The sequence below is a fragment of the Reyranella sp. genome (genome assembly GCF_050185545.1).
Lineage (GTDB): Bacteria > Pseudomonadota > Alphaproteobacteria > Reyranellales > Reyranellaceae > Reyranella.
Genome location: NZ_JBFWZI010000002.1, coordinates 83,045 through 105,827, shown reverse-complemented (window position 1 = coordinate 105,827; position 22,783 = coordinate 83,045). Strand labels below are relative to the sequence as shown.

General features: G+C 64.6%; 24 protein-coding genes and 2 pseudogenes. 17 read left to right on the top strand and 9 right to left on the bottom strand.

Going from position 1 to position 22,783, the window contains the following annotated elements; all coding sequences use genetic code 11:
• Window positions 1-2: 2 nt before the first annotated feature.
• Genes trbL through AB7O82_RS01135 form a run of 5 tightly spaced genes read left to right on the top strand, consistent with a single transcriptional unit; the run spans window position 3 to window position 4,386 of the window.
• The gene (trbL, locus tag AB7O82_RS01155) at window positions 3-1,268 is read left to right on the top strand and encodes a P-type conjugative transfer protein TrbL (protein WP_428618455.1); all 1,266 of its coding nucleotides are present in this window, start codon (window positions 3-5) and stop codon (window positions 1,266-1,268) included.
• A 3-nt stretch (window positions 1,269-1,271) separates the two neighbouring features.
• Window positions 1,272-1,952, top strand: coding sequence for a conjugal transfer protein TrbF (gene trbF, locus AB7O82_RS01150; protein ID WP_428618452.1), 681 nt, complete (start codon window positions 1,272-1,274; stop codon window positions 1,950-1,952).
• Complete coding sequence (trbG, locus tag AB7O82_RS01145; RefSeq protein WP_428618450.1) at window positions 1,952-2,938, top strand: P-type conjugative transfer protein TrbG; 987 nt, start codon at window positions 1,952-1,954, stop codon at window positions 2,936-2,938. The genes trbF and trbG overlap by 1 nt, the downstream gene beginning before the upstream one ends.
• Entirely contained in the window at window positions 2,935-4,107 is a 1,173-nt protein-coding gene (locus AB7O82_RS01140; RefSeq protein WP_428618447.1) for a TrbI/VirB10 family protein, read from the top strand. Before trbG ends, AB7O82_RS01140 begins: the two co-directional genes overlap by 4 nt.
• 9 nt (window positions 4,108-4,116) lie before the next feature.
• Window positions 4,117-4,386 carry a DUF2274 domain-containing protein gene (locus AB7O82_RS01135; RefSeq protein ID WP_428618444.1) on the top strand — a complete coding sequence of 90 codons (270 nt, stop codon included), beginning with the start codon at window positions 4,117-4,119 and terminating at the stop codon, window positions 4,384-4,386.
• Here the strand turns inward: AB7O82_RS01135 and AB7O82_RS01130 are convergent.
• The 3 genes from AB7O82_RS01130 to AB7O82_RS01120 all read right to left on the bottom strand — a co-directional run bounded on the left by AB7O82_RS01130 (window position 4,369) and on the right by AB7O82_RS01120 (window position 6,888).
• Complete coding sequence (locus AB7O82_RS01130) at window positions 4,369-5,274, bottom strand: LysR family transcriptional regulator (RefSeq protein WP_428618443.1); 906 nt, start codon at window positions 5,272-5,274, stop codon at window positions 4,369-4,371. The genes AB7O82_RS01135 and AB7O82_RS01130 overlap by 18 nt on opposite strands.
• A 124-nt stretch (window positions 5,275-5,398) precedes the next feature.
• A complete protein-coding gene (locus AB7O82_RS01125; RefSeq protein ID WP_428618441.1) occupies window positions 5,399-6,067 on the bottom strand; it encodes an acyl-homoserine-lactone synthase in 669 nt (222 codons plus the stop codon).
• A 95-nt stretch (window positions 6,068-6,162) separates the two neighbouring features.
• Entirely contained in the window at window positions 6,163-6,888 is a 726-nt protein-coding gene (locus AB7O82_RS01120; protein WP_428618439.1) for a helix-turn-helix transcriptional regulator, read from the bottom strand.
• A gap of 352 nt (window positions 6,889-7,240) precedes the next feature.
• Here AB7O82_RS01120 and AB7O82_RS01115 point away from each other — a divergent pair, with 352 nt between their 5' ends.
• The 3 genes and pseudogenes from AB7O82_RS01115 to AB7O82_RS01105 all read left to right on the top strand — a co-directional run.
• Window positions 7,241-7,738, top strand: coding sequence for a hypothetical protein (locus tag AB7O82_RS01115; protein ID WP_428618432.1), 498 nt, complete (start codon window positions 7,241-7,243; stop codon window positions 7,736-7,738).
• 251 nt (window positions 7,739-7,989) lie between these two features.
• Window positions 7,990-8,220 (top strand): helix-turn-helix domain-containing protein, encoded by a 231-nt coding sequence (locus AB7O82_RS01110; protein WP_428618431.1) that lies wholly within the window; start codon window positions 7,990-7,992, stop codon window positions 8,218-8,220.
• Window positions 8,221-8,328: 108 nt separating this feature from the next.
• Window positions 8,329-8,493, top strand: a pseudogene (locus AB7O82_RS01105) (JAB domain-containing protein); the annotation flags it as partial.
• A gap of 7 nt (window positions 8,494-8,500) precedes the next feature.
• Here AB7O82_RS01105 and AB7O82_RS01100 read toward each other — a convergent pair.
• Window positions 8,501-9,565 carry an LLM class flavin-dependent oxidoreductase gene (locus tag AB7O82_RS01100; RefSeq protein WP_428555654.1) on the bottom strand — a complete coding sequence of 355 codons (1,065 nt, stop codon included), beginning with the start codon at window positions 9,563-9,565 and terminating at the stop codon, window positions 8,501-8,503.
• Window positions 9,566-9,685: 120 nt separating this feature from the next.
• Here AB7O82_RS01100 and AB7O82_RS01095 point away from each other — a divergent pair, with 120 nt between their 5' ends.
• Window positions 9,686-10,738 carry an Ldh family oxidoreductase gene (locus AB7O82_RS01095; RefSeq protein ID WP_428555657.1) on the top strand — a complete coding sequence of 351 codons (1,053 nt, stop codon included), beginning with the start codon at window positions 9,686-9,688 and terminating at the stop codon, window positions 10,736-10,738.
• 41 nt (window positions 10,739-10,779) lie between these two features.
• Here AB7O82_RS01095 and AB7O82_RS01090 read toward each other — a convergent pair whose 3' ends face one another.
• Together AB7O82_RS01090 and AB7O82_RS01085 are read right to left on the bottom strand one after the other, a co-directional pair.
• Window positions 10,780-11,553 (bottom strand): class I SAM-dependent methyltransferase, encoded by a 774-nt coding sequence (locus AB7O82_RS01090; RefSeq protein WP_428555660.1) that lies wholly within the window; start codon window positions 11,551-11,553, stop codon window positions 10,780-10,782.
• Window position 11,554: 1 nt separating this feature from the next.
• Window positions 11,555-12,532 (bottom strand): Bug family tripartite tricarboxylate transporter substrate binding protein, encoded by a 978-nt coding sequence (locus tag AB7O82_RS01085; RefSeq protein ID WP_428618428.1) that lies wholly within the window; start codon window positions 12,530-12,532, stop codon window positions 11,555-11,557.
• Window positions 12,533-12,646: 114 nt separating this feature from the next.
• On the opposite strand from AB7O82_RS01085, the gene AB7O82_RS01080 reads away from it, so the two are divergent.
• A complete protein-coding gene (locus AB7O82_RS01080) occupies window positions 12,647-13,582 on the top strand; it encodes a LysR family transcriptional regulator (RefSeq protein WP_428555289.1) in 936 nt (311 codons plus the stop codon).
• 232 nt (window positions 13,583-13,814) lie between these two features.
• Here the strand turns inward: AB7O82_RS01080 and AB7O82_RS01075 are convergent, their stop codons facing one another.
• Together AB7O82_RS01075 and AB7O82_RS01070 are read right to left on the bottom strand one after the other, a co-directional pair.
• Window positions 13,815-14,702 (bottom strand): LysR substrate-binding domain-containing protein, encoded by an 888-nt coding sequence (locus AB7O82_RS01075; protein WP_428555292.1) that lies wholly within the window; start codon window positions 14,700-14,702, stop codon window positions 13,815-13,817.
• Window positions 14,684-15,682 carry a phosphonate dehydrogenase gene (locus tag AB7O82_RS01070; RefSeq protein WP_428555295.1) on the bottom strand — a complete coding sequence of 333 codons (999 nt, stop codon included), beginning with the start codon at window positions 15,680-15,682 and terminating at the stop codon, window positions 14,684-14,686. Before AB7O82_RS01070 ends, AB7O82_RS01075 begins: the two co-directional genes overlap by 19 nt.
• A gap of 96 nt (window positions 15,683-15,778) precedes the next feature.
• On the opposite strand from AB7O82_RS01070, the gene AB7O82_RS01065 reads away from it, so the two are divergent.
• From AB7O82_RS01065 to AB7O82_RS01040, 6 genes and pseudogenes are all read left to right on the top strand, one after another.
• The gene (locus AB7O82_RS01065) at window positions 15,779-16,513 is read left to right on the top strand and encodes an MBL fold metallo-hydrolase (protein ID WP_428555298.1); all 735 of its coding nucleotides are present in this window, start codon (window positions 15,779-15,781) and stop codon (window positions 16,511-16,513) included.
• A 17-nt stretch (window positions 16,514-16,530) separates the two neighbouring features.
• Window positions 16,531-17,742, top strand: coding sequence for an MFS transporter (locus AB7O82_RS01060; RefSeq protein ID WP_428618426.1), 1,212 nt, complete (start codon window positions 16,531-16,533; stop codon window positions 17,740-17,742).
• Window positions 17,743-17,853: 111 nt separating this feature from the next.
• Complete coding sequence (locus tag AB7O82_RS01055; protein WP_428553135.1) at window positions 17,854-18,648, top strand: adenylate/guanylate cyclase domain-containing protein; 795 nt, start codon at window positions 17,854-17,856, stop codon at window positions 18,646-18,648.
• A gap of 18 nt (window positions 18,649-18,666) precedes the next feature.
• Window positions 18,667-19,110 carry a hypothetical protein gene (locus tag AB7O82_RS01050; protein ID WP_428553138.1) on the top strand — a complete coding sequence of 148 codons (444 nt, stop codon included), beginning with the start codon at window positions 18,667-18,669 and terminating at the stop codon, window positions 19,108-19,110.
• A gap of 89 nt (window positions 19,111-19,199) precedes the next feature.
• Window positions 19,200-19,427 (top strand): annotated as a pseudogene (locus AB7O82_RS01045) (winged helix-turn-helix domain-containing protein); the annotation flags it as partial.
• A gap of 171 nt (window positions 19,428-19,598) precedes the next feature.
• Window positions 19,599-20,762: a tetratricopeptide repeat protein gene (locus AB7O82_RS01040; RefSeq protein WP_428553153.1), complete on the top strand. Its 1,164-nt coding sequence runs from the start codon at window positions 19,599-19,601 to the stop codon at window positions 20,760-20,762.
• Window positions 20,763-21,031: 269 nt separating this feature from the next.
• Here the strand turns inward: AB7O82_RS01040 and AB7O82_RS01035 are convergent, their stop codons facing one another.
• Window positions 21,032-21,343, bottom strand: coding sequence for a LysR family transcriptional regulator (locus tag AB7O82_RS01035; protein WP_428553140.1), 312 nt, complete (start codon window positions 21,341-21,343; stop codon window positions 21,032-21,034).
• A gap of 272 nt (window positions 21,344-21,615) precedes the next feature.
• Between AB7O82_RS01035 and AB7O82_RS01030 the strand changes: the two genes are divergently transcribed.
• Window positions 21,616-22,776, top strand: coding sequence for a hypothetical protein (locus tag AB7O82_RS01030; protein WP_428553143.1), 1,161 nt, complete (start codon window positions 21,616-21,618; stop codon window positions 22,774-22,776).
• The last annotated feature ends 7 nt before the right edge of the window (window positions 22,777-22,783 follow it).

Genomic DNA, 22,783 nt, shown 5'->3' with positions numbered 1-22,783 from the left:
CAATGGGCGGCACCGGCGTCATCGACAATTTCCTGGGGACGTTCACCCAATACATCGATTCCGGATTTGGATTGGTCCAGGGCGATGTGCGCTGGCTCGCCGGCGTTCTCATCGCCATCGACATCACGCTCGCCGGTCTCTTTTGGGCGATGGCGCCCGACGAGGACGTGCTCGCGCGCCTCATCAAGAAGACGCTCTATATCGGCGTCTTCGCCTTCATCATCGGCAACTACAATAACCTCGCGCAGATCATCTACAACAGCTTCGCCGGGCTCGGCATCGAAGCGGGCGGCGGCACCATCAGCGCCTCGCAGCTTCTTCAGCCCGGCAAGATTGCCGAGGTCGGGATCGACGCCGGCAAGCCGATCCTGACCGCGATCTCCGGGATGATGGGTTTCACCAGCGTCTTCGCGAACCTGGTGCAGATCATCATCCTGCTCGTCGCCTGGCTGATCGTCATCATCAGCTTCTTCGTCATGGCGATCCAGCTCTTCGTCAGCCTGATCGAGTTCAAGCTGACGACCCTCGCAGGGTTTGTTCTCGTCCCCTTCGGCCTCTTCGGCCGCACCGCGTTTCTCGCCGAGCGCGTGCTCGGCAACGTGGTCTCGTCCGGCATCAAGATCCTGGTGCTCGCCGTCATCATCGGCATCGGCTCGACGATATTCAATCAGTTCACCAGCGGCTTCAACAATCCGCCGACGATCTCCGACGCGCTGACACTCATCCTGGCGGCGCTCTCGCTGCTCGGCCTCACGATCTTCGGTCCCGGCATCGCCAACGGCCTGATCGCTGGAGGCCCGCAACTGGGCGCTGGCGCTGCGGTCGGCACAGGCCTCGCGGCGGCGGGCATCGGCGCCGCTGGAATCGCTGCCACGGCGAGCGGACTCGCCGCCGCGGGTGGTGCGATCGCGGGCACGGCGCGCGCGGGCGCTTCCGTCGCGGGCGGTGCCACGGCCGCCTATCGCGCCGGCGGCGCGACCGGTGTCGCTCAGGCCGCCGGGTCGGTGGCGATGAGCCCGCTTCGCCGCGCGGCGGCCAGCCTGAAAGAGAGCTTTGCATCGGGCGAGCGCGCCGTGATGCGCGGAAGCGCGCCGGCGAGCGCCGGCGGTGCGGGATCCTCGACCGCTTCAGACGGCCCGCCGGCCTGGGCGCAGCGCATGAAGCGCAGTCAGACCATCAGCCGCGGCGTGTCCGCCGCCGACCACGCCATCCGCTCCGGAGACCGGGCGAGCGGCGGTCACCAGATCGACCTCTCGGAGGGGGATTAGCCCATGTTCAAACGATCCACGGTGCGCTACGGCAGGACGCCCGAGCCGGAGACACCCTATCAAAAGGCCGGCCAGGTCTGGGACGAGCGTATCGGTTCCGCCCGGGTGCAGGCGAAGAATTGGCGGCTCGCTTTCTTCGGAGCATTGGCGCTAAGCGGCGGCCTCGCTGGCGGGCTGGTCTGGCAATCGGCCCGGGGGACCATCACGCCGTGGGTGGTGCAGGTCGATAGGCTGGGCCAGGCGCAGGCCATTGCACCGGCGGTCGCGGACTATCAGCCAACCGATCCGCAGATCGCCTGGCATCTCGCTCGGTTCATCGATGAGGTGCGCAGCATTCCTGCCGACCCAGTCGTGCTGCGGCAAGACTGGCTCGACGCCTACAACTACGTCACCGACAAGGGCGCGCTGGCCCTCAACGATTACGCCCGCACCAATGATCCATTCTCGAAGGTCGGGAAGACGCAGGTGTCCGTCGAGGTGGCGAGCGTGATCCGCGCCTCCGACAGCAGCTTTCGCGTCGAATGGGTCGAGCGGCGCTATGTCGACAACGCGCTCGCCGCCACGGAGCGGTGGAGCGCCATCCTCACCATCGTTGTGCAGACGCCGACCGACGCCGATCGGCTGAAGAAAAATCCGCTCGGCGTCTACGTCCACGCCCTCAACTGGTCAAAGGAGCTCGGCTGATGCGCCCGCTGCCTCTCGCAACCCTTCTGCTTGTTTCGACGTCCCTGGCAGCGTGCTCGACGTGGAAGCCGCCCGAGATCACCTACGACGACACGCCGAAGCAAGCTGTGCTTCAGCCCGATCCACCCAAGCCCGTGCAGATTGTCGAGCTGCCGAAGCCGCTCCCTCTGCCCGGCCAGCTCAAGCGGATTCCCGGATCGACGAAAGCGCCACCCGAACCCGCCGATCCGCACGCGCGCGTCGATCAGGCGAATGGCGCGGCCCGAATTCAGCCAACACGAGCGGGTTATCTCAACGCGATTCAGGTCTATCCGTTCTCCGACGGCGCGCTCTACCAGGTCTACGCCGCGCCCGGCGAGATCACCGACATCGCGCTCGAGCCGGGCGAGCAGCTTGTCGGCTCCGGCCCCGTCGCGGCGGGCGACACCGTGCGCTGGATCATCGGCGATACGGAGAGCGGCGCCGGCGCGGCCAAGCGCATCCACATTCTCGTCAAGCCAACGCGCGCCGATCTCATCAGCAACCTCGTCATCAACACCGATCGGCGGACCTATCACCTCGAGCTGCATTCCGACGAGAAGACCTACATGGCATCGGTCTCCTGGGCCTATGCGCAAGACCAACTCATCGCCCTTCGTCAGCAGAACGCGGCCGCCGACGCTGCGACGCCCGTGGCGACCGGAGTCGATATCAACGCGCTGAACTTTCGCTATCGCATCGAGGGCGACAATCCCGCCTGGCGGCCGCTCCGCGCGTTCGACGATGGCCGGCAGGTGTTCATCGAGTTTCCGAGCGGCATCAGCCAGGGCGAGTTGCCGCCGCTTTGGGTCATCGGCGCCGAAGGGGACGGCCAGCTCGTCAACTACCGCGTCAAAGGCAACCATATGATCGTCGATCGGCTGTTCGCCGCAGCCGAACTCAAGCTCGGCGGCAAACATCAGCAACTCGTGCGGATTGTCCGCACCGACGGGAGGCCGCAGTCGTGACGGATGAACCCCGTCAAGAAGGCGAGCCGAGCGGAGGCAGTCGCCCAGCCGAGGAGATGCGGTTGCGGTCGAGCCGACCGCCGGTCACCCGTCTGTCGCGAAGAGTGCTCCTCGGTCTGGGCACGGCCGCGGCGCTCGGCATCGGCGGCGCGTTGTTCTTCGCGCTCAAGCCCCAGCATCAGACCACGGGCTCCGAACTCTACAATACCAACAATCGCAACACGCCCGATGGCCTGGCGAATCTTCCCCGAGATTACACGGGGCTGCCCAAGCCTGCGCCGCAGCTCGGGCCGCCGCTTCCCGGCGATCTCGGCCGGCCGATCCTCAACAGTGGAGCCCCAGCCCCCGGTATGCCGACCGGCACCGATCCCGAGCAGCAGCGGATCGCGCAGGAACAGGAGGCCGCGCGCACGAGCCGCCTCTTCACGACGACAAATGTCCGCCAAACTGCGCCAACAGCCTCGGCAGCAACTCCGGCCGGCACGACGCCTGCCGTCGCGGCCGTCGGTTCAAGCGACCTGACCTCGCAGGATCACAAGCTCGCGTTTCTCAACGGCGCCGTCGACCGCCGCACCACGAGCCCGGACCGCGTCCAGCCCGCCGCCAGCAAATACATTCTGCAAGCGGGCGCGGTGATCCCTGCAGCGTTGATCACCGGCCTTCGTTCCGACCTTCCCGGTCAGGTTACCGCCCAGGTGACGGAAGACGTCTATGATAGTCCGACGGGAAAGATCCTTCTGATCCCGCAAGGCGCGCGCCTGGTCGGGCAGTATGATGCGCAGATCGCCTTTGGACAGACGCGCGCGCTGCTCGTCTGGAACCGCCTGATCATGCCGAACGGCCATTCAATCGTCCTGGAACGTCAGCCGGGCGCCGACACCGAAGGCTATGCCGGCCTCGAGGACGAGGTCGACAACCATTGGGGCACGCTGTTCAAGGCGGCGATCCTCTCCACGCTCTTGAGCGTCGGCTCCGAAGCGGGCACGAGCAACAGCGAGAACAATCTGGCGCAGGCGATCCGACAGGGCGCATCGCAGAGCTTCAGCCAGGTCGGCGAGCAAGTCGTCGGGCGCTCTCTCAACATTCAGCCGACGATCACCATCAGGCCGGGCTTCCCCGTGCGCGTGATGGTCACCCACGATCTCGTCCTCGAACCCTACGGCGCATGAGGGACCAACATGGCAAAGCTGAAGCTCGGAACCATTCCGGACGACAAACCGGTCAAGCTCACGATCGAATTGCCGGCCACGATCCATCGCGACCTCGTGGCCTATGGCAATGCGCTCGGCCGTGAAACTGGCCAGGGAGTGGTGGAGCCAGCCAAGCTGATCGGTCCCATGTTGGTGCGGTTCATGGCGACCGACCGCGCCTTCGCCAAACTGCGCCGCACGGAATCCCCGCCGCAGCGTCCACATTCTGAAAAATCCGCCTCAGAAAAGCTGACGTGAGCGCGCCTCATCGCGCATGAAGGCGACGAACCGTCCGACGGCCGGGTCTTCGGCCTCCGGGCACCACACGAGCTCGACCTGCACCCAAGCGTTCTCCTCGCGGATCGGCCGATAGACGACGCCCGGGAACACGACTTCCGCCTGGCTCGTCGTGGCGAGGGTGATCCCGAACCCTGCTGCCACCAGCGCGAACACGCACTGCTTGCTGCCGGCGTGGGACTCGAACCTGACGCCGCAGCCCATGAACGAAGAGTAGAACTCGCGGGCGGAGTGACTGTTGTCCCAAGCCTGAACAAGGAAGGTTTCCCTCCGCAAGCTCTTCCAATCGACCGCGTCATCCTCCGAGAGAGGATGTTCACATGGGATCGCCGCAACAATCCGCTCGCGGTAGAGCGGTGCCGTCACGGCGTCTGGCCACAACGTGTGGCTCGTCATCAGAGCAACATCGATCCGACGCTCCCGCTCGGCTCTTTGAATCTCCCACTCGTTCATTTCCGCGATCGAAAGCACGACCTCCGGGTGTCTTTCTCGCCAACCGGAAAAGAGGCTCCGCAGCGGTTCGCCAACCGGCGGCATTCGCACCGCGAGGCGGACTTCCCCGACGATGCCATTGCCATTTTGATCGCCGGCATGACGAATGGCGTCGAGCTCGGCCAACGCGCGGCGGATGTGTGGCAGTATCGCCTTGCCGCCCGTCGTCAGCCGAACGCCCGCGTGCCCACGTTCAAACATCGCGAGACCGAGCTCGTCCTCGAATCGTCCCACGCGACGGCTGATCGTCGATGTGTTGATTCCGAGCGCCTTGGCGGCATGCGTGAAGTTGCCCGCGGCCGCCGACGCCTCAAGATACATGAGATCACGGATCTCCATGTCCGACAGGCTTTGCAAATTTACTCTGGCCTCCGAGGCTGAAATCGGCAGCCGATCGGCGAGCCCACGGACCGAGCGAAGGAGTCGCACGCGGTGGCGATGCTCGCCGGCGCCGGCTGCTACCGGGCTGCCGATCGGGGACTTACGCGACCGCCCGCTCCATCGCGCCACTTGGAGTGAAGCGTCGGTTTCGGACTCCCACATCGCTGATCGCCGGCGCGCTGAGGCCTCCGGCTTCTTGAACCTCCCGCAGCCGCTCAGGCGAGACTTCGAGGTAACCTGCGACCGCAATCGTTTTTCCGATAGCACGCGGTGTGCCGAGACGTTTCAGCGGCCAGCGCGCGCGGCAAAGAATGCGCTCCATCCGGGCGTCCGTTACTGTGACGATATCGGTGAGCTGTCGCATCAAGCCGAACTCGATCATGCCGGCGAAGAGCTCGTAGGTCGCTCGTGCGATGCTACCGGCGGTCTTCGCCTCTCTGGTGCAGAGATCGACGCCGAAGCGGCTGCTTTCCCAGATGGTGTCGGATGCCAGCGCAGCCTGTCCATCCAGGAGCGCCGGGAACGTGTCGCGAAGCATGGTGGGTCCGGCCGTCGGCAAGAGCCGCACGCAGCCCTGAACACGGCCGACGTCATCTCTCTGCAGCAGATAGACGGGCCGGCACGCATCGAATTCGTCGACTTCCATGTCGCCGCTGACCTGAACGTCCCAGCCGAGCCGTTCCTTGAAAATACGGTAACGAAGTCGATGCATTTCGGCGAGGTCATCGAGAAATGCACCGTAGCGATCGGGGGTGATGAGTTGGAGCATATTCGCCTCCTGGCAGGTTTGGACCTGCGCGATTGGAAGCGATCAGCGGGGCAGCCCACATCCTGTGCTGTTGCACAGGGGATGGAGAATGGAACCTATCCGGTGGCGGCCTTAGAGGCGGCCAACTTGGCGACGGCCTGGCATATTGTCCTGACGCCAAACTTCATCTTCGCATTGTCGAGATGAAACGCCGCCGTGCGACGTGAGATATTCAGAAGGCGTCCGATTTCCCATGCGGACTTACCCTCTGCGGACCATTCGAGGCACTCGAGCTCTCGCGGCGACAACGCGACACCATCAACAACGCGATTGATCGACAGCCGTCGGCGTGCGTGAGCATGAAAATACATCGCCATGAGCTGCAGCACAGTCCGATTTTGCTCGATACAGCGCTGGAACGTCGGGCGACGTTCGTCCGCGGCAAACGTGACCGCTGCTACCGGACCACGGGAGTCGTGAACCGGCACTGTGAAGCCACAGCGGATCCCGAACTGCGCCGCTTCGTCGAGCAGCGCGCATTGCGCCTTGGACAAACGCTTCGCCGTGAATTCTTGTCCCCACTCGAACGGCTCTGTGGCTTTCAGCGCCTCGACAATGACTGGGTCGACCCGCTCATAGTGTTCCCGCAGATAATGATCGGTCCACTCGACCGGGTAGTTCGAGATGAGCTCGGCCGCATCACCCCTTCTCGGCGGCATGGAAAGGTACGCGAAGCAGCTCAGATCGAGCGCCGCGCCCGCATCGGCGAGGACAGTATGGAGACGCTCGGGGTCGCCGTTGGCGGCAAGGCCGTCGATAAACGCTTGGAACACACGATGCATGCGGTTACGCCAGTTTCACATGAACTAATTGCCATCGCGTCGGTGCCGGGACGCAGCAAATTTCCTGGTTTCGCCCGTTGAGACACCGGTACGTGGCTGACTGGCCTGCACGTGCCTGGCAGGCACTGCCGCGCCCTCCCGGGGTGCCGGCGGCGTCACGACGCCGCTTGCGCCCTGCCTCGGGCCTATGTCCGTTCCGGGGGCCGGTGCGCAGGCCAGCCGGCACTCCTAAGGTCACGTCCACGGACGAGACCGGAGAGTAGCGGCGCCCGGAAGCCACCGGAAGAGCTAGAATAGCAGGTCGGAGCTGCGGAATCCGCACTCACAGGTAGTATATCATGTTGATCTGCACGTGTCGCAAGCACTGAGGCCAATTTTGGGGACCGCGCAGCACCTGCGGCTTGGGTTTCTCCTGGCCATAGCGCTTTTGATCGGAGGGCCGGCTCTCGCCGGAGATCCGCCGATCAGGCCGGATATGAACCTGACTCCGGGCGCGGTCTTCCCGGTCACTGCCGCGGAAGTGTGCCGACCGGGCTACGCGAAATCGGTTCGGCACGTGGCCGGAAGGACCAAAGCGCTGGTCTATCGTGAGTACGGCATCCAGGATCGTCGATCCGCCGCGTACGAGATCGATCACCTGATCAGCCTCGGTCTCGGCGGATCGAACGACATCCGTAACCTGTGGCCCGAAAGCCTGGACACGCAGCCCTGGAATGGGCGTGCCAAAGACAGGCTCGAGGATCGGCTGCACAAGCTGGTCTGTAAGGGCGCGTTGAGCCTCGACGAGGCGCAAGCGGCAATCGCGAGCGACTGGATCGCGGCCTACCAGAAATACGTCGAACAGCGATAGACATCCTCCGGAGTGATGAGCACCGGCGTCCGGTACACGGTGGTCGGCCAACTCTAAGGGCGTCCGATTTCTAACCTGCGCCGGCCTGCACGCCGCCGCCCGATCAGAATAGCTTTTCTCCCGCCGCCGCTCGCTGCATCTATTTGTCGTGCGTCATCGTGACTGTTCGGTGCCCATGGTCGTCGAGCGGGATTCAACGAACTTCGCACCGCTGCCGATGAGCGCGCCTTCGCCTTCCGTTGGAGGTTTTTGTGTCCGAAAGTAGGTACCTAACGACTGAAGAAGTTTGCGATCGCTATCGCGGTGAAGTCTCTGCGGGAACGCTCAGGAATTGGCGTGCGCAGCGCGTGGGACCGCCATTCATAAAAATCGGCAAATCGGTTTTGTATCCCGTGCAAGGTCTAGACGAATGGGATAAGAAGAATCTCGTGATCTGCCGTGCCTCACGCAAACTCGGCATGGTTGATGATGAGGGAGCGTGAGGATCACGTTGGATCACGCGCTACCGCTCCCAGCCCCATACCCCATCGATTTCTCCAGATGACGAAACTATTTGTCATTTCAGTAGGTTAGATCACTTGCGACGGCAGTTGCACAATCATCCCAGTGGCGATCCGAAACCCTCGCGCGACGACATCGAGATGACGCGCGAGATCAAGGCGGCGGCCGAGGCGCTCGGCATCGCGATCCACGATCACCTGGTAATCGGCCGCAAGGGGCACGCGAGCTTCAGGAGCCTGGGGTTGCTGTCGTAGGCTCGCCTCAGACACCGGCGATCACCTCCGCCCATTCCTCCAGCATCGCTGGATGGCCGTGACGGATGTGAATGGAAAAGTCGGTGTAGCCCGCGCCCTGCAGCTCGCGCAGCCGTTCGCGAAGCGCCGACCTGGTGCCGGTGATGGTCACGGCGCGGATCAGCTCGGCGGTGCAAACCTGATGCTCCTCCGGGCGCAGGAACATCAGGTGGCCGCGGTGGTTCTCCAGGTAGCGCGCATCGGCCGGCTCGTAGCGCTCGTAGATCTTCCGGTATTGATCAACCAGAGGCGAGAGCGCCGGCGGGACGCTGCGGCCGAAATTGCCGAACTGTTCCGCCTCGACAAGGTTGTGCAAGGCGACAGTCGCGTGCGGGCCGGCCTGCGCGCGGGCGCGCGGGCTGTCGAACGGCTCTCCCTCGGCCAGCACGCAGCCGCCGCAGAACGCGGTGACGATTCGCGTTGCCGGGTCGATGCCGGCCGAGCGCCAGGCGGCCTGCATGGCCGCGCTCGCGGCCTTCGCCGCATCGATGGGACCGACGGCGTTGATCCAATGGGCGCCGAGCTCGGCCGTCAGCGCCCTGGTGCGCGGGCCCAGCGCGGATATGTGCAGAGGGATCGGGTCGCGGTTGTTGACCACGCCGGTATCGGGGCTCAGGAACCGCATCTTCCGCCGGGCGCCCTCGAGCTCCCATTCCACCGTCTCGCCGGCGATCAGCCGCTGCACCTGATCGATGTAGCGCCGCATGTCGGCGAGCCGGACCGGACCAACTCCCATGGTGCGCCTGGCAGTGAAGCCGGTGGAGATGCCGAAGTCGATCCGCCCCGGCGCGAGCGCATTGAGCGACATGAGAGCGCTGGCGGCCACCGGCGCGATGCGATTCGAGGGGATCAGCACACCGGTTCCCAGGCGGATCCTGGATGTCTTCACCGCCGCCGCACCCATGGCGACGAAGATCTCCGCATTGAGCAATTGCGTGTCGTAGAACCAGGCGCGGGTGAAGCCCAGCTCTTCGGCGCGCTTCACCACCTTCCAGGAATCGGCCGCGGTCGCAAGATTGATGCTGTAGTCCATGTCCCGACCTTCCCGATGGCGGAACCCGTTGTCAAATCACCACCCACATGGAACCCTCGCTGTCGGTCGTCCGCCCCCTGTCGGCTTCGCGACTGAATGTCGTTGTCCTGAGGACCTCCCATGCCGATCGTTCAAGCTGATCGACTTTCCCGTATCGGCGCAGCATTGTTGAAGGCTGCCGGCGCCTCCGACGAAGAGGCGGGCGCGGTCGCCGTCGGTTGCGTTAACGCCAACCTCGCCGGCCACGATTCACACGGCGTGATCGCAATCCCGACCTACATCGATCGCGTGAAGGCAGGCCACATCGTGCCAGGCGCGAAGTGGACCATCGTCCGGGAGTCTCCCACGACGGCGGTGATCGATGGTCACTGGGGCTTTGGCTTCCACGTCAACGCCAAGGCGATGGCCCTCACGATCGAGAAGGCCAGGACCGCGAATGTCGCGGCCTGCACGGTATTCCGTCAAAGCCATGTCGGCCGGCTCGCAGCCTATCCGATGATGGCGATGCGCGAGGGCATGATCGGGCTTGCCACCGCCGATTCCGGCCGGTCGCCCAAGCACGTCGCGCCATTCGGGGGACGAGAGCCGCGCCTCGGCACCAATCCAATCTCGATTGCGGTGCCGTCGGATCTCGAGGGTCCCTTCTATCTCGATATGGCGACCTCGGCGGTTGCGGCCGGAAAGATCGCGCTTGCAGTGGCGCGCGGCGACCAAATCCCGAATGGCTGGATCATCGATGCTGCCGGTCGTCACACGACGGACCCCACGGACTATCGCAAGGGTGGCGCGCTGCTGCCGCTCGGCGGTACCGAAGGCTACAAAGGAAGTGGTCTCGCGGCGATGGTGGAGGTGCTGTGTGGATTGTTGACCGGCCTGGGCTTTGGCGTCGAGCCGTCCGGCCGCCACAATGACGGCTGCTTCATGGCCGTGTTCAACGTCGCCGCGTTCCGGCCCCTGCAAGATTTCAAGAAGGAGGTTGCCGAGTTCGCACGCTATCTCAAGTCGACGCCACCTTCCGAAGGGTCGAACGGCGTGTTTTATCCAGGCGAGATCGAATATCTGCGCGAGCAGGAGCGTCGCAGGAACGGCATCGAGGTCGAGGACGCGACCTGGGACAAATTGCGCGCGCTCGCCGCCGAATACGGGATTGCGGACGAGCTCGGTCTTGCCTGAGCGCCGCGACAGCCGCCGCCACGCTTTGGCTGCGACTGCAGCTACTTTGGCAAGTGACCCTTTATCGCGTTGGCACGGGCGCAATACGTGATGCTTCCGGATTCTGCGGAAAGCCGCGTGCGCACCCTGTCCTTGAGCGTCTCGATTTCGCCCGACGCCAGATCGGCGACTGCAGCGGCAACCGTCGGCGCCGCAAGGTTGATCAGCCAGAACTCGTCGAAGCTCGCGAACGTTCGTTGTACCGTGACCTCTCGCGTCTCCACGTCCTCGAGACCCGCAGCCATCCACAGGTCGCGCAGCCTCGCCACACGCGATACCTCGACCTGCGGCGGCCTCGGCGGCGTGAGGCCCATTGCCCGCATCTCGACAAGAATCGGGTCGAGGGGAAATCCACCACCCGTCATGTCCCACATGTAACTGGCGATCAGGCCACCGGGGCGCACCACGCGGACCATTTCCTCAAGGCCTTTGACCGGATCGGGAACGAAGACAATCGCCAGGGCCATGACAGCGGCATCGAAGCTGTCCGCCGGACAGGGAAGCGCCATGGCATCGGCCAGATGAAAGGTCACCCGGCACGCCGCCGGTCGCGTGCGGGCAAAGGCGAGTTGGCCCTCGGACGGGTCGATGCCCTGGACCTCTACCGGGGCGCAGCGTTCGACCAGCAGCTCGGTGAAGGCACCGTTGCCGCAGCCGACGTCGATCCATCGCAGCCCCAGGGGCGGAGCCAGCCAATCGACGAAGACCTCGCCGACGAGCCGGCTCCATATCCCCATCATGCGCTCATAGCCGGCGCCGTCCTCGAAACGAATCATGTCACTCCGCCTTCACGCTCGCGAACCTGATGACCTTCGCCCACTTTTCCGTCTCTTCGACAATCAGCTTGCCGAACTCAGTCGGCCCGAGATCAAGCCGCACGATGCCGAGCTCGGCGAAGCGCGCCTCGAGCGGCGCGCCAGCCAACGCGTCGCGGAGCGCCGCATGGAGCCGTTGCACGATTTCCGGCGGCGTGTTGCGGGGGGCGGCCAGTCCTTGCACCGACGTGACTTCATAGCCGGGCAAGGTTTCGGCAACCGTCGGAACGCCGGGCAGGACCGCCAGTCCGCTGCTCGTCGTGACCGCCAGCGGCCGCAGCCTTCCCGTCTTGATGTGCTGTAGCGAAGACGAGACCGCGTCGAACATCACATGCACCTGCCCGCCGACGAGGTCGGCCAGAGCCGGCGCGGAGCCGCGATAGGGCACGTGCACCAGCTTGACGTCCGCCATCATCTGAAAAAGTTCGCCCGCCATGTGGACCGGCGTTCCGACGCCGCCTGAAGCCATGTTGAGCCGACCCGGATGGGCCCGCGCTCGAGCGATGAACTCGGCAACGCTCGTTGCCCGGACCGATGGATTCACCGTCATGACCAGCGGCGTGCGTGCGATGCCACCGACCGGCGCGATATCGCGGATGAAGTTGAATCCGAGATTCTCGTAGAGCGTCGCGTTGATGTAGTTGTTCGACCCCGACAATAGCAGGGTGTGGCCGTCCGCGGGGGCTTGCACGACCGACTCCGCGCCGACATTGCCTGCGGCACCCGGCCGGTTCTCGATGACGAACGGCTGGCCCAGTCGCTCGGCCAGCGCTTGACCGATCAGTCGGGCAACGATGTCGATGGGACCGCCAGGCGGATAACCGACGACAATCCGCACCGGACGAACGGGATAGGCCTGTGACCCGGCGCGGCGAGCGATCGCCGGGAGCGCGAGGGCGGCTGTGGCCAAAGGAAGAAATCGGCGACGGGCAAGACGCATGACGCTTCTCCCATGTGCTGTTTTCAGGCGACTGCGATATCGCAGCGTCGGGCAAGCGGCGTCCAATAGAGGTTTTCTCTCGCTCTTCATGCCGATTCGGCATAAAGCACCCGAATGGATCTGAGGCACGCCAGGACCTTCGTCACAGTCGCTGAGCTCGGCACCGTCTCCAGAGCGGCGCAGCACTTGCACATAGCCCAGCCGGCCTTGTCGCGGCAGATCAGGGATCTCGAGCAGGAGCTCGAGATCAGGCTGTTTGATCGCGTCGGGCGTCGACTGATGCTGACGGGCGAAGGCGAGCAGCTGCTCGACGATTTTCGGGCACTGCTGGGCTGCGCCACTGCGCTCAGCGAACGCGCGCAGCAATTGCAGCGCAAAGACACCGGCGTGTTGAAGTTCGCCACCTCTCCGCAGATCATCGAAGGGGTGATCGCGACATTCCTTGCGCGCTACGCGCAGCGCTACCCGAAAGTGCAGGTGAAGCTGACCGAGGCGTTCGGGTGGAGAGATACCGTGCGCATGCTGGAGACCGGTGATGCCCACCTCGGGCAGAACCTGGGGAGCGCAGTGACGCCGAACGACCATCGCTTCGCAAGTTACCCGCTCGAGCCCATCGATCTCCTTGCCGTCTGCCGCCCGACTCTCGACCTCGGCAGCAAAGGGAAAATCGAGATTGCCCGCCTCGCGCCCTACCCCCTGCTCCTGCTGGATACCAGCTATGTCTTTCGCCGCAACTTCGATTCCGCCTGCCGCCTTGCCGGACTGCAGCCGAACATCGCCTACGAAAGCCGAACGCCGCACACGCTCCTGGCGATGGCCGAGAATGGGCACGGCGTCGCCATCATTCCGTCTGCCATGCCGACCAATCGCCATCGCTTGCAGGTCGTGGCCGTCGTCTATCGGGGCAAACCTCTGCGCGAGCACCCGACGATCTATTGGGACAAGCGAAGGTCGCTGCCGCCCTACGCAACGGAATTTTGCGAGATGCTCGCTGCCTACGTGCGCGAGGTCTTTCCAATCTCGCGACCAACGAAGTCGAAAAGACGCTGATTCATTGGCTGCACCGGCGCGCAAGTGCGAAGCCGAAGTCGCCAAGTGATCGATCGTGACCCGAAAGCACGTGCCGGGAACGAACATCAGGCGGCATGATCATCACGTACAGTCACGAGGTCCCTTCCCCATCCGCGGCCCCTGTCCGAGCCCGTGAGGTCAATAGTCATGGAAGATCGGCGCCGCAGGTCGAGCGGCTGCTTTGTGCACAACCATCCAAGCCGACGGCCTGTCAGGTCTTGGCGCCCTGAAGGAACGCATTGAATTGTGCCGCCGGGCTGGTGGTGGAGAGCCCTGCGGGAAAAATCGACAACAATGGTTTCGCGAGTGGCATGTCCTCGACGCGAAGTGCCCTCAGTGTTCCGGCCCTGACCTCGTCCCGGACCGCGCTTTCGAAGGTGATCGAGATGCCGAGTCCGGCGCGCACCGCCTGTTTCACCGCCTCGGTGCTGCCGAGCTCGAGACCGATCTTCAGGGAGCTGGCGTCGACGCCGAAGGTCTGCTGGAGAAGTCGCGCCGTGCCGGTTCCGGGCTCGCCGCCGATCATCGGCTCGCGCAGCAGCTTCGCTTTCTCGACTGACATTCGTCTGGCCCAGGGATGCTCGGGAGGCACGATGACGACCAGCTTCTCCCGCCGCCAGACCGCGGCTTCGAAGCCCGGGCGATCGTCCCACCATTCCATGAGCGCAATGTCGATCTCCGCATCTTCGAGCCGTCTTGCGGTATCGGGATTGGTGCCGATGCGGATATCGATGGGACCAATGGAAGGTCGTGCCGACGTGAATGCCCGCACCAGCGGCTGCAGGAGATAAACCCCGATGTTGCTGCTGGCGCCGATGGCAAGGTTGCCTTGGTCGAGCGTTGCACGCGCTCGCCCCTCGAGGCGGAGCAACGCCTTCGCGAACGGCAGGAACCGCAGGCCGGCGGCGGTGGTGGTGGCGCGGGCGCGATTGCGCTCGACGAGCAGGTGACCGAGCGTCGCCTCGAGCTTCTGCACATGCTGCGAGACCGTTGGCTGCGCGAGCTCCAGGCGTTGGGCCGCATCGCGGAAGCTGCCGGCCTCGATCACACCGACGAAGCTTCGAACCTGATCGAGATCGATCACGCCAGCACCGGGCATCGCGGCGAAGAAGGGCGGTTCACTGCGCCGGCGGGAACCTCGCCGCGCAGCGCCTGCAGCATGCTCCCGGCTGCCTCAAGGGCGATCTCCCGCCGCACGCGATCGACAGCCGAGCCGAGATGAGGCGTCAGCACGGTCTTGTGACTTCCGAGCAGCCTCGCCGACACGTCCCGTGGCCGATCGGGCAGCGCCCAATCCTCCATCGAGAAGACGTCGGCGGCATAACCGGCAAGTCGATCGCCTTCCAGCGCTTCGGCGACAGCGGCCTCGTCCACAAGTGACCCCCGCGCGGTGTTGATCAGCAAGGCGCCGGGCTTCATCCGTGCGAGGAAGTCCCGGTTCACCAGCTGCCTCGTCGCGTGCAGCAGGGGTAGACAGAGCACGACGAAATCGCTCTGCTTCAGCAGGTCGCCGAGAGCCACTCGGCGCAACCCAAGCTCGTTCTCCTGGTCCGCCGGGAGGGATGAATCGTCCGTATAGAGCAGCGTCGGCCGAAATCCGGCGAGGCGTCGCGCAATCGCCCTGCCGACGGCGCCGGCGCCGAGAAGGCCGACGGTGCTGCCCTCGATTCCCCGGCCATAGAGGATTGGGCGCCAGCCGCCGAAACTGCCACCGCGTACCAGCCGATCGCCCTGCAGGATGTTCCGGCCCAGCGCGATCATGAGACCGATCGTCAGCTCCGCGGTGGGAGCCGTCAGCAGATCCGGCACGATGGTCAGCCAGACACCGCGGCGCGTACAGGCCTCGACGTCGAAGTTGTCATAGCCCTTGAGCGCACAGGCGATGACGCGAAGCTCGGGACAGGCACCGAGGAACGCGTCGTCGACGCGCTCCGGCATGAAGGCCATCAGGCCGTGAGCATCTCGGCAGCGTTCTCTCAGGTCTTCAGGCGCTAGCGACTGGCGGGTGTCGTTCGGCACGACCGTGCAGGTCCCGTTCAGCAGGGCTTTCACTTCCGGATGGACCCAGCTCGAGATCACGACTTTTGCTGAGGATCGCATATTACAATATATAACCCTTTGACATCATGAATTGCAATCTGTAAAGCGGCGAGATGCCGTCAAATGGAGTTGTCGATGGAGTTGCAGTTCCTGGGCTCGGGAGATGCGTTCGGCAGCGGTGGCCGCTTCAACACGTGCTTCCATGTCCGCGACGAGCGCGGCGCTTTCCTCATCGATTGCGGCGCCTCCTCGATGATCGCGATCCGCAAGTTCGACATCGATCCGAATGCCATTCGTGCCGTCCTGATCACCCATCTGCACGGCGACCATTTCGGCGGCTTGCCGTTCTTCATTCTGGATGCGCAACTCGTGAGCCGCCGCACGGCGCCCCTCACGATCGCCGGGCCGCCGGGACTGCGCAACCGCCTCACGACAGCCATGGAGACTTTCTTCCCTGGGTCGACCGAAGTGGAACGCCGCTTCGCCACCGAGATACGCGAGCTCGAGCCGCACCGCACCCATGATGTCGAGGGGATCGAGGTGACGCCTTTCGTAGTCAAGCATCCTTGCGGCGCACCGCCTTTCGCGCTCCGCCTGACGGTCGACGCCAAGACCCTCTGCTACTCCGGCGACACCGAATGGGTCGACGGCCTGCGCGCAGCGGCCACGGGCGCCGACCTCTTCATCGCCGAGACCTATTTCTTCGACAAGCAGGTCAGGTTCCACCTCGACTACGCAACACTGGCCCGTCACTTGCCGGAACTCGGCGCCAGGCGCGTGGTGCTGACCCACATGAACCCCGGCATGCTCGCCCGCATCGCGGAGACTGGATGCGAAGCCGCCGAAGACGGGATGGTGATCAGAGTCTGAAGATTGGTGGGTCGTGGATGTTGGCCTTGCTCGCCTTCAGCCGCTTCGGGGCTGGCGTTGCCACCATGGTGTATGCAGGGACCCTCCCTTTCCTGCTGCAGGAGTGGGACATGTCTGGCGTCGAGGGTGGAAGCGTACAGTCGGCTTCCAACCTGTCCTACGCAATTTCGCTCCTTGTCTGCTCCTGGGCGTCTGATCGCATTGGACCTCGCAAGATCTTCGTGACTGCGAACTGGTTCACGGCAGCAATGCTCGTTGCGTGCACACTGTTCGCCAGGAGCTACGAAAGCGGGTTGATTCTGTTCAGCTTGCTCGCGCTCGGGCTCGGCGGCTCGTACACGCCCGCCATCATGCTTGTCGCCCGCCATTTGCCTCGCAACATGCGCGGACGTTCGGTGGGAGTGCTGCTTACCGGAGCGTCGCTCGGCTACTTCTTCGCAATCGCAGGCTGCGCCAGCCTGACGCTTGCGTGGGGCTACGCCACTCTGTGGCTTGCGCTTTCGGTCATTCCACTGTTGGCTGCTATCGGAGCCACATTCGCGGCGCCGGGCCCGTCGCTCTCGACAGAAGAAGCCGCAGCAGATCCTCCGCTCACGAGAGCAATGCTCTCGCGCAACTCGGTCCTTCTGACAGCCGGCTATACTGCCCACTGCTGGGAGTTGCTCGGCATGTGGGCCTGGACACCGGCATTTCTGGCATTCGCGTTCGCCGAGCGGGTGGCTCTGTCGCCCATGATCGTTGGTGTCGTGATCGCCGGGGCGCTGCATGTATCAGGCGCGGCTGCAACTCTGTTCGGCGGCTGGGCGAGCGATCGCTGGAACCAGCGCGCCGTCCTTGTCGGGATGGGCGCGGCAGGCGCCCTGCTTTCAGTCACGGTCGGATGGACTGCTTCTCTGCCCCCCATTGCAGTCGTCATCGTGGTCTTCCTCTACGGCTTCGCTGCCCTCGGAGATTCCGGCGTCCTTTCGGCGGCGATGGCCGACGCCGTTGCCCCCGGTCAACTCGGTCGCATGCTCGCCCTGCGCTCGATCCTCGGTCTGGGCGCAGGCGCTGTCTCGCCGGCCGCCTTCGGCATTGTGCTAGACCTCGTAAACGCGCCGGGACAGGCCCCGTCACACTGGGGCTGGGCGTTTGCAATGCTGGGCGGCGGCGGGCTCATCGCCACCGCGGCCGCCCTTCTACTCAAGCCCTCGGACTTCAAGGCAAGGCAGTTGCATCGCGCACCCTAATTCCACAGACGGAATGAGTCTGCCTCTGCCTGACGAAGGGTTGCCAAGGCTGGAAGGCGCGATCACATTCCACCTTCGGTGGACCACACGGAATAGTCGCGCCGCACGCATATGCCCAAGTTCCTTCGCATTGGAGTCCACCAATCGAACGTGTCCGGATACACGTCGAAGGCCTGGTGGGTTCGCCGGGTTGGCTCGACGGTTTTCCTGAAGTGGGGCGCTGTCGAGGTCCATGGCGTGGGAGACGGACGCAAGGTTTACTGGACGGTCCCACCACGCGAGAAAGCAGTTCGCTGCGGCTCGGTGCAGCCTGCCAAGGACTATGTGAAAAACGCCATCGCGCGGCGACGCAGCCATCGCTATGAACCGCTAGCCGGAAAGATCACCATCAAGCGCCGACCTGCCAATCGCGGCGCCGAGCTCGAACAGGCGCTTGCCACGATCCTGTTCGTCGACATCGTCCGGTCCACGGAAAAAGCCGCGCGGCTCGGCGATTCGCGTTGGACACAGGTGATGAATCACTACTACGCCACCGTCCGCAGAGAGCTAAAGACATTGCGCGGGAAGGAAGTCGTGACGACGGGGGACGGGCTGCTCGCCACATTCGAGGCGCCGGCGGCGGCGGTCCGGTGCGCGACCGCAATCCGCGAGGCCGTGCGCACCCTGGGACTCGAGCTCAGGGTGGGGCTGCACGTGGGCGAATACAAGGTGAGCGGGCCCGACGTTTTCGGTCTGGCATTCCACATCGGCGCACGCGTTGCCGCGAAAGCGCGCCCAGGCGAGGTCCTGGTCTCGAGCTCGGTCAGGGATCTGATGCAGCAGTCCGAAATCCTGTTCAAGGATCGCGGTGTTCACCAGCTCAAAGGCGTGCCGAAGCGGTGGCGCCTTTACCGGGTCGATCGGTGAGCGACCCCCGGAAGACGGGTGCTCGGCGTCAGGCCTTCCGAGACGCGACCGACACGCAGCCCCTCACCCTGGAGCGAAACACCAAGTCGCAAGGACAAGAAGGACGATGGAGACCACGATCACGATGATGTCCCGCCGATCAAACGGATTGTCCAAAACGTCCATCTCCCGATCGGTGTCTTCTCCCTGACCCCGGTTGGCACGCCGCACTTCAACGGTGAACCGTTTTTTCGGCTCGACAAGAGTATCAAGGTGGTTAGTCATGATCCGCTTCCCCGGTTGCGCGCCCATCCACAGTCGATCAAGTCGTCGGCGACTGCGACCTCACCCGGCCTGCATGACTTTCGCGACGCCTGTCGGCAGCCGGCGCTCGCGGTCGACTTCATCACGCAGCGCCTTCAAGGTTGGACCAAAGTCGCCGGCGCGAAGGTACGATGCCACCATGTGGCGAAGCGCGCTTGAGGAAGGTGTCAGGTCGACCTTGGCTTTTCCTCAGGATGTCCTGACTTGACGTACTATGGTAAGCTCTTCAAAGATCGGGCAATCGCAAGTTGCGCTATCTCTTTGAACACTTTTCCCTCGATACGGAGCGGCGCGAGCTTCGCCGCGACGGCGCTCTGCTGTCCCTCGAGCCAAAAGTCTTCGACTTCTTGGTTCATTTGATCGCCAACCGCCACCGCGTCGTCAGCAAGGACGATCTTCTGGCGGCAATTTGGGGCGGACGAGTTGTTTCGGAGACAGCGCTGACGACCTGCGTCAATGCGGTTCGGAGGGCGGTCGGCGACAATGGCAAGATACAGCAGCGGATCAAGACGTTGCCGCGCAAGGGCTTCCGTTTCGTCGGGGATGTGCGCGAGGAGCGCGATCTCGAGCACCCCGGCTTCAGCGAAATTTCTCCCGACGCGTCCAATCCCGCCTTGGTCATACCCGACAAACCCTCCGTTGCTGTGTTGCCTTTCGCCAATCTGAGCGGTGACCGCGAGCAGGAATACTTCGTCGACGGTCTGGTGGAGGACATAACGACAGCGCTGTCGCGCATCTCCTGGTTCTTCGTCATCGCCCGCAATTCTTCGTTTACCTACAAGGGCCGCTCCATCGACGTTCGCCGGATTGGCCGCGAGCTTGGCGTGCGCTATGTCCTGGAGGGCAGCGTGCGCAAGGCGGACAACCAGTTGCGCATCAGCGGCCAGCTCATCGACGCCGAGAGCGGCGGTCACCTTTGGGCCGAGCATTACGACAGCGCCCTGGCGAACGTGTTCGACCTGCAGGACAAGATTGCCTCGAATGTCGCCAATGCCATCGAGCCCAGGTTGCAGGACGCGGAGATCAGGAGGGCTCAAGCCAAGAGGACTGACGATCTCACGGCCTACGATCTCTATCTTCGCGCCTGCGCCGCGTTCAATGTCCTGACGGAGAGCTCACACGCCGAAGCCCTGACGCTGCTCGATCGCGCGGTCGGCGCCGACCCGCGCTTCTCTCCGGCCTATGGCTTGATCGTCTGGTGCTACGCACACCGCATCGCCCTGTGGTGGGGCGACCCGGCCGAGGCGAGGGCGCGCGGCTCAGCGGCAGCCAGGTTGGCCCTCCAGATGAGCAAGGACGACTCGTTCGCTCTTTCGGGAGCAGGCCTGGTGCTTGCGATGTGTGGCGGCGGCCTCGACGAGGCTGAGGCGCACATAGAACGGGCACTGGCGCTGAACCCCAACGACGCGAGGGCATGGGTCGCTGGAGGCTGGGTGTCCTGGTTCGCCGACAAGTACGAACGGTCGATCGAGTGCTTCACGCGGGCGATACGACTCAGTCCGCGCGACCCGCTCGGTTACGGCTACTACGCCGGCATCGCCTTTCCCTGCTTTTACATGGGCATGTACGACGAGGCGATCGCCTGGGCCGACAAGGCCCTTCACCTCGAACCTAACTTCTGGCACGCGCTCATGATCAAGGTCGCCGCGGCAGCCATGGCGGAACGCCCCGCAGCGCTCGAGGATGCGACCCGGCGCCTTCTCGCCGCCCGGCCGGGCTTCTCGATCTCACGGGTCTTGCCAATCGCCAGGGCGCGATCCCAACGCGAACTCTTCGACTCGGCGCTGCGCAAGGCTGGGCTGCCGGAATGAGGCTAGCCCGCCCCTGCGATCAGCTCCACCGCGGCGCCGATAAACCGCGACGGCGAAGGTGCCGAGCCTGGCGACGTGGTAGTTGCCGCTGTCCGGCGGCTCGTGACGCAACGCCAGATCGGCCTCACGTCACGCGAGGTTGGCGGGCTGCTGTGACTGAAGCAGTTCCACGGTGATGCCAGAGGGCAGCGGCGCTGTCGTCGCTCCGGACAGGCAACGGGCCAGGAATCCGGCCGCACACTCGCCGGCCGCCACCCGTACCGTGCCGCTCAGGGCCGACGAGGCGGCCGCGCGCCGCCGCTCCAGGCCAGCATGGCCTGTTCGACCCCTTCGGCCGCCGGGATCAGGCCTTCGCCGACAGCATTGAGACGAGTCCCTTCGGGCAGGCGATCGAACAACGGCGTCCCGCCGAACATGGCCTCGAGCCCCTCCAGTCTGCGGGCCATGGTCGGTTGGCTCTGCCAGAGCGCCTGCCCTGCCGCGCGCAAGCAACCGTGCCTCGCGATGGCGAGGAACACGCGGACATCATCCCAGTCCATCGCCGCGCCGTTCGCAGGCACGCCACGAGTCTTCGGATCCATGCGGGCTATCACGATCCTCACCTGGCATGCATCACTGACACCGATTCATCCTCTTATACTGGATTGACGCAAGATCGGGAACGCCGACGCAACTCGTGGAGGGCGCAATGGCGACCATAATCGATGTCAACGCGGGGGAAGGGGTCACGGCCAGCAGTGTCGCGCCGTCAGGTGAGGCACGGCGACGGCGACGGAGCGCGGCTTGCTTTGCGATGGCCCCGCGGTTTCTACTTCGATCCCGACAGGCGCGGCCTGCTTTGAGGATCGAGAGCATGAAACGCAGCACGGACCGAATCCTGACCACTCACATGGGCAGCCTGCCGCGGCCCGAAATGCTGGCTGACCTGCTGGTGGCCCAGGCCGAGGGCAAGCCGGTCGATGCCTCGCGAATCCCGGCGCTGACCGACGAGGCAATGGACTACGTCGTCCGTCGCCAGCTCGAGAGCGGCATCGATGTCGGCAACGATGGCGAGATGCCGCGCTCCACTTTCTTCGGCTACATCACCGGGCGCATGTCGGGCTTCGGCGGCCGCTCGAACCGCCGGCCGATCCTCGACATGCAGCGCTTTCCCACGTGGTGGCAGAATTACCAGGCGCGCGGCGTCCGCCGGCTCAACGTCTACGGCTTTCCGGCGGCGATCGGACCGGTGCGCTACGAGAGCCTGGATGGCGCCAGGACCGAGCTCGACGCGTTCGCCCGCGCGCTGGCACGCCAGACACGGCGCTTCGCCGAGACCTTCGTAACCGCCGTCTCGCCCGGCTTCGCCGCCTGCTCGCTGGAGAACCAGCACTACGACAGCCACGAGGCCTACGTTTTCGCGCTCGCCCGCGAACTCAGGCAGGAATACCGGTTCATCGTGGCGCAGGGCCATGTGCTGCAGATCGACTCGCCCGACCTCGGCATCGAGCGCGCCGGCTTTTTCCAGGACCAGCCGCTGCCGAAGTTCATCGAGGCGATGGAGATGCACATCGCGGCGCTGAACGAGGCGCTTGCCGACATCCCATCGGAGCGGGTGCGTTTCCATGCCTGCTGGGGAAACCGCGACAGCCCGCACGTGCACGACGTGGCGGCACCCGACGTGCTGCCTGTCTGCTTCCAGGTGAAGGCCGGGGCGCTCTGCCTGCCGTTCGCCAATTCGCGTCACAGCCACGAGGTCGACGCGTTCCGGACCCAGAAGTTGCCCGATCGCATGTCCCTGGTCTGCGGCGTGGTCGAGACAACGCACAACTACGTCGAACATCCGCTGGTGATCGCCGAGCGGCTGGAGCGCGCCGTGCGCGCCGTCGGCGACCGCGAGCGCGTCATGGCTGGAACCGACTGCGGCTTCGGTACCATCGTCGGCGATGCCCAGGTGTCCGAAGACGTGGTCTGGGCCAAGCTCGAGGCGATGCGCGACGGCGCGGCAATCGCGAGCAAGCGACTATGGAGTTGAGGCAGAC

Coding starts and splice junctions, on each gene's coding strand:
- trbL (WP_428618455.1), top strand. CDS start 3: ATGGGCGGCACCGGCGTCATCGACAATTTCCTGGGGACGTTCACCCAA.
- trbF (WP_428618452.1), top strand. CDS start 1,272: ATGTTCAAACGATCCACGGTGCGCTACGGCAGGACGCCCGAGCCGGAG.
- trbG (WP_428618450.1), top strand. CDS start 1,952: ATGCGCCCGCTGCCTCTCGCAACCCTTCTGCTTGTTTCGACGTCCCTG.
- AB7O82_RS01135 (WP_428618444.1), top strand. CDS start 4,117: ATGGCAAAGCTGAAGCTCGGAACCATTCCGGACGACAAACCGGTCAAG.
- AB7O82_RS01125 (WP_428618441.1), bottom strand. CDS start 6,067: ATGCTCCAACTCATCACCCCCGATCGCTACGGTGCATTTCTCGATGAC.
- AB7O82_RS01120 (WP_428618439.1), bottom strand. CDS start 6,888: ATGCATCGTGTGTTCCAAGCGTTTATCGACGGCCTTGCCGCCAACGGC.
- AB7O82_RS01100 (WP_428555654.1), bottom strand. CDS start 9,565: ATGGACTACAGCATCAATCTTGCGACCGCGGCCGATTCCTGGAAGGTG.
- AB7O82_RS01095 (WP_428555657.1), top strand. CDS start 9,686: ATGCCGATCGTTCAAGCTGATCGACTTTCCCGTATCGGCGCAGCATTG.
- AB7O82_RS01090 (WP_428555660.1), bottom strand. CDS start 11,553: ATGATTCGTTTCGAGGACGGCGCCGGCTATGAGCGCATGATGGGGATA.
- AB7O82_RS01085 (WP_428618428.1), bottom strand. CDS start 12,532: ATGCGTCTTGCCCGTCGCCGATTTCTTCCTTTGGCCACAGCCGCCCTC.
- AB7O82_RS01080 (WP_428555289.1), top strand. CDS start 12,647: ATGGATCTGAGGCACGCCAGGACCTTCGTCACAGTCGCTGAGCTCGGC.
- AB7O82_RS01075 (WP_428555292.1), bottom strand. CDS start 14,702: ATGCCCGGTGCTGGCGTGATCGATCTCGATCAGGTTCGAAGCTTCGTC.
- AB7O82_RS01065 (WP_428555298.1), top strand. CDS start 15,779: ATGGAGTTGCAGTTCCTGGGCTCGGGAGATGCGTTCGGCAGCGGTGGC.
- AB7O82_RS01060 (WP_428618426.1), top strand. CDS start 16,531: ATGTTGGCCTTGCTCGCCTTCAGCCGCTTCGGGGCTGGCGTTGCCACC.
- AB7O82_RS01055 (WP_428553135.1), top strand. CDS start 17,854: ATGCCCAAGTTCCTTCGCATTGGAGTCCACCAATCGAACGTGTCCGGA.
- AB7O82_RS01035 (WP_428553140.1), bottom strand. CDS start 21,343: ATGGATCCGAAGACTCGTGGCGTGCCTGCGAACGGCGCGGCGATGGAC.
- AB7O82_RS01030 (WP_428553143.1), top strand. CDS start 21,616: ATGAAACGCAGCACGGACCGAATCCTGACCACTCACATGGGCAGCCTG.